Genomic DNA, 12,079 nt, shown 5'->3' on the forward strand with positions numbered 1-12,079 from the left:
CATGCTGTTGCGATTCTGTTCCGTGTCCAACGCAACCTTTTTTGGAGCTTCAGCATGAAGGCAAACTCTGTGTCCCGCCGCCACGTCCGCGGTCAAGGCATGACCGAATACATCATCATCGTGGCCCTGATCGCGGTGGCCGCCATCGGCGTCTACAACCTGTTCGGCAAGACCGTGCGCAACCAGACCGCCGGCATGTCGGCGGCCCTGGGCGGCGCCGACACCGAAGCCAAGACGGCCAACTCCAACGGCACCAAGTCCGGCAAGGCCACCAAGACCGAAGCCGACAAGACCAAGAGCCTGACCAACTTCACCGACTCCGTCGACGCGAAGTGATGGCCGGCCCCTGAGGGCCGTCTGACCGGCCCTGGAGATTCTCCGGGGCCGGGTTCCGAATATCTGCTTGATCGCCTGAAATAACGGTGAGGGGGATGTCATGCAATTTGAATCTCGCCAGAAACAAGCCGGTCAGGGCATGACCGAATACATCATCATCGTGGCCCTGATCGGCATTGCGGCGATCGGGGTTTACAACCTGTTCGGCAAGACCGTCCGGCATCAGCAGTCGGCTATTTCCGCAGCGGTGGGTGGCGACGATGTCGACGCCAAGGATGCGAACAAATCCGCCACGGCCGACGGCAAAGCCACCAAACTCGAGGCCGATGCCACCATCAGCCTGGAGAATTTCACCGAACCGTCATCGACGAAATAAGTCGACGGCATTCTTTTCTTGACCGAGGAAGCCCGGGCAGACGGGCTTCCGGGCCGCCGGCAGGCGGGCCCGACGCTTGTGGGGTGGGATATGTCCAGGAGGCAGGCAAGACGGGAAACGCGCGGGCTGCGGTCCGCGCGGGCCAGCCGTGGCCAGGCTCTGGTGTGGCTGCTGGGCACGATGGCGGCGGCCGCGGCGGTGCTCTGGGGGGTCTACAACATCGGCCAGCTCACCAACGGCAAGCAGAAGGCCGTCAACGCCGCCGACGCGGCCGCGCTGGCCGGGGCCACGGTGGAGGCCCGCACCCTGAATCTGATGGCCTACAACAACCGCTCGCTGATCGCGAACGAGGTCTTCATGATCCAGACCACCGCGCTGCAGGGCTACATGCAGTACCTCAGCCACACGGCCGACAACATCGAGGACTACGCCAAGTGGATCCCCTATGTCGGCGAGGTGCTCTCCGCCATCCTCACCACGGTCGAGAAGGTCACCGCGGCCATCGAGAAGGCCATGGATGTGGCGATTCCGGCCCAGGTGGTCGTCCTGGAGGGGCTCAAGAAGGTGACGGCCGCCACCCACGGCGTCCTGGCCACCACGGCCAGCCTGATGGCCGACAAGGCTGCCGCCGATCTGGTGGCGGCGAACCGGGCCCAGTTCGGCACACACATGGATGCCGGGGTGTCCGTGGAGAGCCGGGCTGCGGTCAAGACCTTCACCACCGCGCAGAACCTCCTGAAGTGGAAGGCCTTCACCAAGCGCTACAGCGGCAGCGAGCGCAAGGACGCCGCCGATGTGCTGCTGGCCTCCCGGGACAAGTTCACCGGGGGCCCGCGGCCGGGCAGTCCCCTGCTCACGCTCAACCTCGGCCTGATGGGTTTCGTCAAGGACGGCGACACCCGCCTGGTCAGCTACGACCGGTGGGAAACCGAGGACACCTACGAGTACTGGTACTGGGGCCTGTGCGGCAAGCCGCCGCTGCCCTGCAAGAAGTACGAGGCCATCGGCTGGGGGCGCGGCAACCTGGACAAGCCCTCCAGCCGGGGGTCGACCTGGTCCCCGGGGCGGGATGCCCAGAAGCGCGCCTACCGCGAAGGCCATGCCCACGGCGGCTGGAGCGGCGTGCCCGCCCTGTACGACGTGGCGGACAAGAGCGCCTCGGCCCGCGAAACCCTGGGGGTGGACTACATGATCGCGGTGCGGCGCGAGCGCAAGGCCACGCAGACGTCTTCGACCATGGAGGTCAACAAGAGCGTGGGCTCCGTGGCCGGTGACACGGACATGGACGAGCAGTTGCTCGGCCAGCAGCTCTCGGCCCTGGGCAAGGCCCGGGTCTTCTTCGAGCGTCCGCAGGCGGGCATCGGCGACAGCACGGCGGGCGCCCTGGTGCGCCATGACGGTGCCAAGGAATACGGCTCGCTGTACGACCCCTATTGGCAGGCGCGGCTGCAGGACGTCAGCTACAGCGAGAAGCTGGCCTACATGACGGCCCTGGGCATGAGCCCCACCGGTGCCGCCGCCGCGGCCAAGGTCACCCCGGGAGGACAGTGATGGGCCACCACCGTTTCGCCGCCGTCGCCCGCGTCCAGCGGGGCCAGTCCATGACCGAGTTCCTGGTGGCGCTGCTGGTGCTGTTGCCGCTGTTCCTGGCCGTGACCTATGCCGGGCGCTATGCCGACCTGCTGCAGACCAGCACCCAGGCCAGCCGCTACGCGGCCATGCAACGGGCCATCGAGCCCAGCACCGCGCGCCTGTCCGACGCCAAGCTGCAGGATCAGACCCGGGTGCGCTTCTTCACCAACACCGACCTGCTCCACAGCGGTCGCCTGCAGTCCGACGACAGCGCCGCCATTTACAGCGCGGACGAGGCCCTGCCCTCGAACTGGCGATCGCTCTCCGGTGCGCCGCTGCTGGCCAAGCTGGATGACGTGAAGCTGAGCTTCCACGGCGAGTCGATGTACGGCGACACCCCGCTGGGCAAGTACGGCAAGGCCACCACCGGCAAGGGCTACACCCAGCCCAAGTCCGCACGGCTGGAGGTGACCCTGCTCAACCGCATGGACCAGACCAGCGACGCGCCGCCCCCCCTGAAGCTGGCCGCCGCCACCGCCACCGTGGGCGACCGCTGGAACACCGCCGGCATCGCCGACACCACCAAGACGGTCGAGCGCATCGTGCCCTCGGGCAAGCTCGAACCGCTGAACATGCTGATCGACCCCTTCGTCTACCTGTTCGAAGGCGGCGGACACGACTTCCAGTTCGGCTGCACCAAGGTCGATGTGGTGCCGAGCCACCGGATCAAGGGCAGCCAGAGCCTGGACAGCTGCCGCTGAGACGCTGAGATGAGCCGCCCTGCCCGACACCTGCTGCCTCTGCTGGCCCTGAGCTGCGTGCTCGGGACCGTCCAGGCCGCCACCTGGCCCTCGCTGGCCCTGCCGCCGCGCTCCCAGGGCGCATCGGTGGGCGAGGAGCTGCGCGTGAACGGCCTGCCCACCCGCATCCAGCGCTTCCAGAGCGAGCTTTCCGTGGCCGAGTTGCTGGCCCACTACCAGCGGCTGTGGGGCGCGGGGCAGCCGGCACGCGCCCGCCCGCTGAGTCAGGGCGACTGGCAGGCGGTGGCCAGCCTGCAGCCGCCTTTCCAGCTGGTGCTTCAGGTCCGGCCGGCCGCCCAGGGCGGCAGCGAGGGGCTGCTCAGCGTGGCCAACCTCGCGGATCTGCAGCGTGACTACATCCCGCGCGGCTTCCCGACCTTCGCCGACACCCGGATCGTGCAGGTCACCGACAGCCAGGACAGCGGCCAGCACAGCGTGCTGGTGCAGCAATCCAGCCGGGCAGGCTTTGCGCTCAACGTCGATCGCTGGCGTCGCGAGTGGCAGCGCCAGGGCTTCCAGCTGACCCAGGAAGCCCAGATGCCGGCCGCCGCAGGCCAGGGCCGAGGCTGGACGGCCTTCTTCGACCGGCAGGGTGCCTCCGTCGAGGTCAGCGTGGCCGAGCTGACGCCGGGCGGCGACGTGGCGGTCACCGTCCACCAGCTCCGCAGGAGCCACCCATGAGCCGCGACATCCGCGCCAGCGGCCGCCGTGCCCAGCGGGGCCAGGCCATGACCGAATACGTGCTGGTGGCCCTGGTGCTGGTGCTGGCGCTGTTCACCACCGACACCCTCTTCGACGGCAAGACCGGCGCGCAGTACCTCGCGGACCTGATTCGCGCCTTCTTCCGAAGCCTCACCTATTTCCTCTCCCTGCCCTGAAGTTCCATGGCGATTCCTCGTTTCAAGATCAACACCAACTGGCTGCTGCTGGGGGTGGCCATCGCCCTGGGCGGTGGTGCCGTCTACCTGAGCAACACCCTCATCCGCGACAAGATGGCCCAGCTGGAGGCCGAGGCCAAGCGCGGCCAGCAGACGGTCGAGGTGGTCGTGGCCAAGCGTGACCTGGCGCCGGGCGACACCATCAGCTCCGACGTGATGGCCGTGCGGCAGGTGCCGCGCGAGTACGTCCCCGAGACCGCGGTGCTGCCCGACGGCTTCGGCAGCGTGGAGCGCCAGCGCCTGGCCGCCCCCATCCGCCGCGGCGAGATGCTGCTGACCCTGCACACCGAGGGCAATGGCGCGCTGGTGTTCTCCTCCACCCTGAAGAAGGGGCTGCGGGCCCTGACCTTCGAGGTCGACGCGGTGAACTCCATCTCCGGCATGCTGCGTCCTGGCGACTTCATCGACCTGATCTACTCGGCCAAGGGACCGCTCTCGGGAGATGGCGACGTCACCGTGCCCCTGCTGTCCCAGGTACAGGTGCTGGCCACCGACCAGTCCGTCACCAAGCACGACGACGGCACGGGCACCGAACGCAGCTTCACCACCGTCACCCTGCAGGTCAGTCCGCTCGACGCCGACCGCATCATCGCCGCCAAGGCGGCCGGCCAGCTCACCGCGGTGCTGCGCCATCCAGACGACGGTCAGCCCAACACCACCCGTCCCATGACGGCTGCGGGTCTGCTCTCGGGCGTGGCGGCGGCCCCCACCGGCCACACCATCGAGTACATCGCCGGGGGCTCATCGGCCGAGCCTGCCGAGGTGCACCAGGCCCGCACCGCGCAGATCTCTCCCCTGGCCGCCGCAGCTGCGGCCCGCAGCCTGGCCACGGCCGCCGCACGCTGACCCCCACCGAACACCCGTCTCCCGGAGCGCCCTGTGTTGTCTGTTTCCGCCTTGTCTCCCTGCCACCTCATCCGTCCCCGCCTGGCGCTCGTGGCCGGGGCCTTGCTGCCGGCCCTCTGGGGCCCGGGTGTGGCGCTGGCCGCCCCCGCCGAGGGTCCGGCCGCCCCCGCCTCCGCCGCCAGCAGCTTTCCGGTGGTTCCCCGTCCCGCGGCGTCGGGCACGATGATCGAGCCACAGAAGGTGACCCTGCCGCCTGCGCGCGTCCCCGCCCGGGGCCGCAGCGCCGGGCCTGACGTCGAGGACGGGGCGATCCAGACCCTTGCCGTGGGAGAGGTGTCCACCCTGCAGCTGCGCGGCGTGGCGCGCATCGCCATCGGCAACGGGGCCCTGATCAAGGCCACCGTGGTCGATGACCGGCAGGTGGTGCTGCTGGCCGAGGAGGCCGGCGACACCAACATGCACGTCTGGCTGCGCAATGGCCGCCAGATCACCTACCCGGTGCACATCGAGACCGTGCGCACCGGGCGGGTGATGGCCGACCTCAAGACCCTGCTGTCCGAGACGCCCGGCATCACCGCCCGCCAGGTGGGCGACCGCATCGTGATGGAGGGCCGCTACCCGAACAGCGAGACGGCCGCCCGCCTGAAGCTGCTGGCCGGCAGCTTCCCGCAAGTACTCAACCTGGTGCCCGAGCGTCCCGCCGATGCCGATCCGCTGCAGATGGACCGCATGGTGCTGATCGACCTGCGGGTGGTGGAGGTCAAGAAGAAGGCCCTGGACCAGCTGGGCATCAAGTGGTCGTCCAGCGCCGCCGGTCCCACCTTCGCCACCAATGTGCTGGGCTACGCCAACACGACCTGGCGTCCGGGCACCGCGGACGGCTTCCCCACGGTCACCACGTCGAACCCGGCGCTGACCTATTTCGGCCTGGCCACCCAGATCACCTCCGCCCTCAACCTGCTGGAGCAGAACGGCGACGCCTGGACCCTGGCCGAGCCCAAGCTCAGCTGCCGCAGCGGCGCCGAGTCCAACTTCCTGGCCGGCGGCGAGATTCCGGTCCCGGTGGCCCAGGCCCTGGGGGTGGTGTCGGTGGAGTACAAGCAGTACGGCGTCAAGATCAACTTCAAGCCGGTGGCCGATGGCAACGGCAACATCGATTCGGCCGTCATGGTCGAGGTCAGCGAGCCCGACACCCGCAACTCCAACAACGGCTACGTCGCCTTCACCACCAACCGCACCGAGACCCAGCTGGCGCTGAAGGCGGGTGAGCCCATGGTCATCGCCGGCCTGCTGCGCCAGAAGAGCGAGCGCGGCTCGGACGGCGTGCCGGGCCTGTCCCGCCTGCCGCTGATCAGCGCGCTGTTCAAGTCGCGCGAGCACACCAACGAGCAGACCGAGCTGTTCATCATCGCCACCCCGCGGGTCATCACGCCCGAGTCCGCGCTCAACCGCGAGGCCGTCGAGCGCGCCGAAGAGCAGGCCCGCCGCAGTCGCGAGCGGGTGGAGCCGCGCCTGGAGCCCTCGCCGGCCCAGGGCGAGTTCGGCGCGACGGGGGACTGAACCATGCTGACCGTGGAACTCATCAGCCCCACCGGTGACCGCACGCCGGCCCGGGTGCAGGGCGGGCGCTGCCTGATCGGCAAGGACAACGAGTGCCACGTGGTGCTCAGCGGCTGGCGGGTCAGCCGCCGCCACGCCGAGGTGTTCGTCTCCAACGATCGCCTCTTCGTGCGCGACCTGGAGTCCACCTTCGGTACGCTGGTCAACGAGACCCGCGTGCAGGAGGCCCATCCCCTGGGCCATGAGGACACCATCCGCATCGGCAACCATGCCTTGCGGGCGGTGTGGCGCAAGGTGGACGGCACCGCAGGCCCGGCTGAAGCGAGCGCGGCAGAGCCCGGGGCCCCGGGCGCGCCGGTCCGCTGGCAGGCCACGGCGCAGGCGGCGGCACCGTCCGAGCCGCTGGTGGAGACGCCGGCCTACACGCCCCAGGTCGACGAGACCTTCCGCCTGCGCCGCGCGCTGCACGAACGGCTGATCGAGGCCTTCGACGTGCGTCGCACCGACACCCACCGCATGGACGATGCGGCGCTGCGCCAGCTCACCGAGGACCTGATCCGCGACCTGATCCAGCGCATGGGCAACGAGATTCCGCCACAGGTGGATCGCGCCCGGTTGCTGGCCGAGGTGCGCGACGAGGCCATCGGCCTGGGACCGCTGGAGCCGCTGCTGGCCGACCCGACGGTGACGGAAATCATGGTCAACCGGGCCGACGAGGTCTTCGTCGAGCGCAGCGGGCGCCTGCAGCGCTGGCCGGTGAATTTCACCAGCGACCGCGCGGTGCAGGGCATCATCGAGCGCATCGTCACCCCCATCGGCCGGCGCATCGACGAGAGCTCGCCCATGGTGGACGCGCGGCTCAAGGACGGTTCGCGGGTCAATGCGGTGATCCCGCCGCTGGCCCTCAAGGGGCCGTCGATCACGATCCGGAAGTTCTCCAAGCGCAAGCTCGACTCCAGCGACCTGCTGAAGTTCGACTCGGCCAGCCCGGCCATGATCGAGTTCCTGCGGGTGTGCGTGGAACACCGCAAGAACATGATCATCTCGGGCGGCACCGGCTCGGGCAAGACCACCCTGCTCAACATCCTCTCAAACTTCATTCCGGAGGGCGAGCGCATCGTGACCATCGAGGACGCGGCCGAACTGCAGCTGCCCCACCCCAACCTGGTCTCGCTGGAAGCGCGTCCCGCCAACATCGAGGGCAAGGGCAGCGTCACCATCCGCGACCTGGTCAAGAACTCGCTGCGGATGCGGCCCGACCGCGTGGTGGTGGGCGAGTGCCGAGGCGGCGAGGCGCTGGACATGCTGCAGGCGATGAACACCGGCCACGACGGCTCGCTGACCACCGCCCACGCCAACAGCCCCCGCGACATGCTGGCGCGTCTGGAGGTGATGGTGCTGATGGCCGGCATGGAGCTGCCGGTCACCGCCATCCGCGAGCAGGTGGCCTCGGCCGTGGACATCATCGTCCAGCAGACCCGCTTCGCCTGCGGCACCCGCAAGATCACCAGCATCGTCGAGGTGACCGGCGTGGAGAGCGGCAAGATCCAGCTGCAGGAGGTCTTCGCCTTCCAGCAGACCGGCGTGGACCGCCAGGGCAAGACCCAGGGCCACTTCACCGGCCGCGGCTTCATGCCGGAGTTCTATGACCAGCTCTCGCGCATCGGCGTGCCGCTGGACCCCAAGATCTTCTTCGACGGCATGTCCGAGGACGAGCTGAGCCGGCGCGCATCATGACCTGGCTGCTCTTGCTCATTGCCCTGATGGTGCTGGGCGCGGTGGGGGCCCTGGTGGTGGCCGCCCGCCTGGGGCTGGAGCGCTGGCGTGCCAGCTTCACCGAGCACGCCAAGGTGTCGATGGAGGACATGTTCCTCTTCATCGACCCGCGGCGCCTGTTCCGCCTGAACCTGGTCGTCTTTCTGCTGCTGCCGCTGACGGCCTGGGTGCTGACCGGCTCGCTGTTCTTCGCCGTGGTGGCCGCGCTGGCGGGGGCGGTGCTGCCTCGGGTGGTCTGGGTGGTGATGCGCAACCGCCGTGCCGACAAGCTGGTGCAGCAGCTGCCCGATGCACTGACCATGATGGCCGGTTCGCTGCGGGCCGGCGCCAGCCTGCAGATCGCGCTGGACATGGTGGTCAAGGAGAGCCCTGCGCCCATCTCCCAGGAGTTCTCCCTGCTGCTGCGCGAGCAGCGCCTGGGCCTGGCGCTGGAAGATTCCCTGCGCGGCATGGGTGGGCGCCTGCACATCGAGGAGGTGGACCTCTTCGTGTCGGCCATGACCATCGCCAAGGAGGTGGGGGGCAATCTCTCGGAGATCCTGGAGCGCCTGAGCAGCACCCTGCGCGCCAAGGCGGCGATGGAGGGCAAGATCCGCGCGCTGACCTCGCAGGGCAAGATGCAGGGGGTCATCGTCGGCCTGCTGCCTGTGTTCCTGGCGGGCATTCTCTACATCATGGACCCGGTGGCCATGCTGCCACTGTTCGTCACGCCCTACGGCTGGGCGGTGATGGCCGCCGTGGCCGTGCTGCTGATGCTGGGGGGCGTCTTCATCAAGAAGATCGTGACCATCGACATATGAGCACTTCGCTGATCGTGGCCGTGATGGTCGGCCTGGCCCTGGCCACGGCCGCCTATGCCGCCTACCGCCTGGTGGTGGAACTGGGACAGGCCGACACGGCCTACCGGGACCGTCCGCCACGTGCCTTCCTGTGGGTCTGGCCGCTGCTCAACATCGTGGCCAACACCGTGGGCGCACTGGTGCAGGGGGGGCGTGCCGAGGCGCTGCGCGCCCGCCTGCGCCGCGCCGGGCAGGAGTACGCGCTCACGCCCCAGCAGTTCTTCGCCGGCAAGATCCTGGCCCTGGTCTTCTTCGGCGCGCTGGGCTGGTACTTCTCGGGCGAGGGCACGACGCTGTTGGGCATTCTGCTGGGGGCTGCGCTGGGCTACATGTACCCGGACATCTGGCTCAGCGACCACACCAAGAAGCGCAACCTGGAGATCCTCAAGGCCCTGCCCTTCTTCCTGGACATCGTCACGCTGTCGATCGAGGCCGGCCTGAACCTCACCGGGGCCATGCAGAAGGCGGTGGACAACTGCAAGCCCAGCCCGCTGATCGTCGAGATCAACCGCGTGCTGCGCGACGTGCGCGCCGGGCGCCCGCGGGTGGAGGCCCTGCGCGAGCTGGCCGATCGCCTGGACTACGCACCCATCTCCAGCCTGGTCAGCGCGCTGGTGCAGGGCGAGCTGATGGGCTCCAGCCTGGGCCCCATCCTGCGGGCCCAGAGCGACCAGCGCCGCATCGAACGCTTCCAGCGGGCCGAGAAGCTGGCCATGGAGGCGCCGGTGAAGATGCTGGGTCCGCTGATCCTCTTCATCTTCCCCTGCACCTTCATCGTGCTGGGCTTTCCCATCGTGATGAAGTTCATGGGTTCGGGCCTGTGACGCTGGCCCGCCTGCGGCTGGACGGCCAGCCCACGAACGAGGACATCCGCCTGGCCGACCGCTGGTGGCGGCGGGCCATCGGCCTGCTGGCCACGACACAATTGGCGCGTCCCAGCGGCCTGTGGCTGGCGCCCTGTGCGTCGATCCACACCTTCGGCATGCGCCTGACCATCGACATCGTGTTCGTCGGCCGCGATGGCGTGGTGCTCAAGGTCGTGCCGCGCCTGCGGCCCTGGCGCATGGCCGGCTGCCGTGGCGCCCATGCGGTGCTGGAGCTGCGCGAAGGTCTGGCGCAGGCCCTGGGACTGGGTCCCGGCCGGCATGTCAGCCTGGCGGCGCCTGATGCGTTCAAGGAGTTGTGATGATCTCCCCGTCTGTTTCCTCCGTCGTCCGCCGCCGCGGCCTGTGCGCGCTGGCCCTGCTGTCGGCCTCGGCCGTCGCGTCGGCGGCCAGCCTGGCCGAGAACCCGGCCCTGCTCAAGCAGCGCGTGGCGGCCCTGTTCGCGGGCCGCTATGCCAGCTCCAGCTGTTACGAGCAGCCCAACCAGGACGGGCGTCCCGCGGCCGCGGGTGACCTGCGCATCACGCCCGATGGCCAGGTGGTGGTGGGGCCCGAGCGGGCCGCCCTGTTCGACCCGGCGGGCGAGTTGGGCTTCACCCTGGACCTCAAGGCCCGCCAGTTCTACCTGGACATCAGCGCGGGCGACCGCATGGCCCGCCTGGCCAGCACCGACGACAGCTTCCGCCAGGCCAGCATCGAGATCGGGCGCGGCTCGGGCAATGTGACGCAGGGCCGCAGCTGTGGCGACCTGGATGTGCGCGGGGCCCGCATCGTGGCCCAGCCGGAGTCTGCGGCGGCGCTGTTCGCCGAGCTCTACGACACCGGCGGTCGGACCGTGAAGGGCCGTTGCCACGCCGGCCGTCGCTCGGGCGGAAAGGACAGCGAGGCCAGTTTCAAGGTGTCGGGCACGGCCCTGGTGCTCAACGGCCGCACCCTGCCCTGGCAGGCCCCGGGCGGGGCGCTGAGCATGGTGTCCCTGGGCAGCCATGTTGCCGACCAGCAGGTCAACGGCAGCGTGGAATGGCTCAACGGCGCCAACTTCCAGGTCGAGCGCAGCATCGGGCCCGGGGCACCCTTCGTCAGCTTCGCCTTCGCCGAAGCCGGCACCGAGTGGGCCTGCAACCCCGCGCCCTGACGGGGCCAAGGCCCGCGGCCGTCGCGCTTTGTGGGGCGGATTACATGCCTGATACACCCTGCTGACCTGGGAGGCCCTAAGCTATCAGGGCGGCGCCGACACGACGGTGCCGCAGGAATCGAACATGTCCGCCCGCATCCAACTCTGCATCGATGGCCAGCCCACCCGGCGAGAGGTCGCCCGCCTGGGCCGGCTGCAGCGCCTGCTGTGGCCCTGGGCCCGCGCCGGTCGCGGGCAGGCCGGGGTCATCTGCGGCAGCTGGCTGCGCCCGGCCCGCTGGGTGCACACCTTCGGGGCCCGCGGCCCGGTGGATGTCGTGTTCCTGCGGGCCGACGGCGTGGTGCTGGAAGTGGCGTCCCGGGTTCGACCCTGGACCCTGCTGCGCTGCCGCCAGGCCACCTCGGCGCTGCGTTTGCGCCCCGGCGCGGCGCGGCGGCTGGGCCTGCAGCCCGGCATGGCGCTGGATCTGATGTCCTGAGCCGCGCAACGCCGCGCTCGAGCCAACACAGGATGCACCTCTGATGAAGACCTCCTTCCCCTGCGCCGTGGCTGCGCTGTCCTGTGCGCTAGGTCTGGCCGCGCAGGCGGAGACCTTGCGCCTCGCGCCGGGGACCTGGACCCAGCAGCGCCAGACCTGGGTCAATGGCCAGCCCTTGCCGACCCGCGATGGTGGGACCTCCTGCGTGCGAGCGGGCGATCCGGGCATCGACCTGGACCGGGCGCTGCAGCATTCCTTCCAGTCGAGCGGCCCTTGGTCGTGCCAGTCCAGCAACACCGTCATCGGCGGGGGGCAACTGCACAGCGACTTTGCCTGTACCACCCCGGGCGGCGGCCACCAGAAGGGCACGGCGCAGGGCAGTTACGGCGCCGAGCAGTACCGCTTGGACCTGCAGTCCAAGGGCAATGCCGTCACGTCCTCGGGTGAGGCTGTGCCGGGGCCGGACGTCGCGCTTCGACTGGTGTTCACCGGCAAGCGCCAGGCCGGGGGCTGCTGAGGTCACTGAGGGCGCACAACAG

15 protein-coding genes are annotated in these 12,079 nt (G+C 69.4%); all 15 read left to right on the forward strand.

What is annotated here, in order from left to right; all coding sequences use genetic code 11:
* Nucleotides 1-54 precede the first annotated feature (54 nt).
* Complete coding sequence (locus LRM40_RS00920; protein ID WP_151122549.1) at nucleotides 55-336, forward strand: Flp family type IVb pilin; 282 nt, start codon at nucleotides 55-57, stop codon at nucleotides 334-336.
* Nucleotides 337-436: 100 nt separating this feature from the next.
* A complete protein-coding gene (locus LRM40_RS00925) occupies nucleotides 437-712 on the forward strand; it encodes a Flp family type IVb pilin (RefSeq protein WP_211372926.1) in 276 nt (91 codons plus the stop codon).
* A 162-nt stretch (nucleotides 713-874) separates the two neighbouring features.
* Nucleotides 875-2,263 carry a pilus assembly protein TadG-related protein gene (locus LRM40_RS00930; protein ID WP_170288798.1) on the forward strand — a complete coding sequence of 463 codons (1,389 nt, stop codon included), beginning with the start codon at nucleotides 875-877 and terminating at the stop codon, nucleotides 2,261-2,263.
* Nucleotides 2,263-3,045 carry a hypothetical protein gene (locus LRM40_RS00935; RefSeq protein ID WP_151122553.1) on the forward strand — a complete coding sequence of 261 codons (783 nt, stop codon included), beginning with the start codon at nucleotides 2,263-2,265 and terminating at the stop codon, nucleotides 3,043-3,045. The genes LRM40_RS00930 and LRM40_RS00935 overlap by 1 nt, the downstream gene beginning before the upstream one ends.
* A gap of 9 nt (nucleotides 3,046-3,054) precedes the next feature.
* A complete protein-coding gene (locus LRM40_RS00940; RefSeq protein ID WP_151122555.1) occupies nucleotides 3,055-3,765 on the forward strand; it encodes a hypothetical protein in 711 nt (236 codons plus the stop codon).
* Entirely contained in the window at nucleotides 3,762-3,962 is a 201-nt protein-coding gene (locus LRM40_RS00945; RefSeq protein ID WP_151122556.1) for a hypothetical protein, read from the forward strand. Before LRM40_RS00940 ends, LRM40_RS00945 begins: the two co-directional genes overlap by 4 nt.
* 6 nt (nucleotides 3,963-3,968) lie before the next feature.
* A complete protein-coding gene (gene cpaB, locus LRM40_RS00950) occupies nucleotides 3,969-4,868 on the forward strand; it encodes a Flp pilus assembly protein CpaB (RefSeq protein ID WP_151122558.1) in 900 nt (299 codons plus the stop codon).
* Nucleotides 4,869-4,901: 33 nt separating this feature from the next.
* Nucleotides 4,902-6,428, forward strand: a complete 1,527-nt coding sequence (locus LRM40_RS00955; RefSeq protein WP_151122560.1) for a type II and III secretion system protein family protein — start codon at nucleotides 4,902-4,904, stop codon at nucleotides 6,426-6,428.
* 3 nt (nucleotides 6,429-6,431) lie between these two features.
* Nucleotides 6,432-8,165: a TadA family conjugal transfer-associated ATPase gene (locus LRM40_RS00960; RefSeq protein ID WP_151122562.1), complete on the forward strand. Its 1,734-nt coding sequence runs from the start codon at nucleotides 6,432-6,434 to the stop codon at nucleotides 8,163-8,165.
* Nucleotides 8,162-9,004, forward strand: a complete 843-nt coding sequence (locus LRM40_RS00965) for a type II secretion system F family protein (protein WP_151122564.1) — start codon at nucleotides 8,162-8,164, stop codon at nucleotides 9,002-9,004. The genes LRM40_RS00960 and LRM40_RS00965 overlap by 4 nt, the downstream gene beginning before the upstream one ends.
* Nucleotides 9,001-9,867: a type II secretion system F family protein gene (locus tag LRM40_RS00970; RefSeq protein ID WP_151122565.1), complete on the forward strand. Its 867-nt coding sequence runs from the start codon at nucleotides 9,001-9,003 to the stop codon at nucleotides 9,865-9,867. The genes LRM40_RS00965 and LRM40_RS00970 overlap by 4 nt, the downstream gene beginning before the upstream one ends.
* A complete protein-coding gene (locus LRM40_RS00975; protein ID WP_211372927.1) occupies nucleotides 9,864-10,229 on the forward strand; it encodes a DUF192 domain-containing protein in 366 nt (121 codons plus the stop codon). Before LRM40_RS00970 ends, LRM40_RS00975 begins: the two co-directional genes overlap by 4 nt.
* Nucleotides 10,229-11,062 (forward strand): hypothetical protein, encoded by an 834-nt coding sequence (locus LRM40_RS00980; RefSeq protein ID WP_151122567.1) that lies wholly within the window; start codon nucleotides 10,229-10,231, stop codon nucleotides 11,060-11,062. Before LRM40_RS00975 ends, LRM40_RS00980 begins: the two co-directional genes overlap by 1 nt.
* 124 nt (nucleotides 11,063-11,186) lie before the next feature.
* Nucleotides 11,187-11,540, forward strand: a complete 354-nt coding sequence (locus LRM40_RS00985) for a DUF192 domain-containing protein (protein WP_151122568.1) — start codon at nucleotides 11,187-11,189, stop codon at nucleotides 11,538-11,540.
* 43 nt (nucleotides 11,541-11,583) lie between these two features.
* A complete protein-coding gene (locus LRM40_RS00990; RefSeq protein WP_151122570.1) occupies nucleotides 11,584-12,057 on the forward strand; it encodes a DUF3617 domain-containing protein in 474 nt (157 codons plus the stop codon).
* Nucleotides 12,058-12,079: the final 22 nt, after the last annotated feature.

This window comes from Ideonella dechloratans, assembly GCF_021049305.1.
Lineage (GTDB): Bacteria > Pseudomonadota > Gammaproteobacteria > Burkholderiales > Burkholderiaceae_C > Ideonella > Ideonella dechloratans.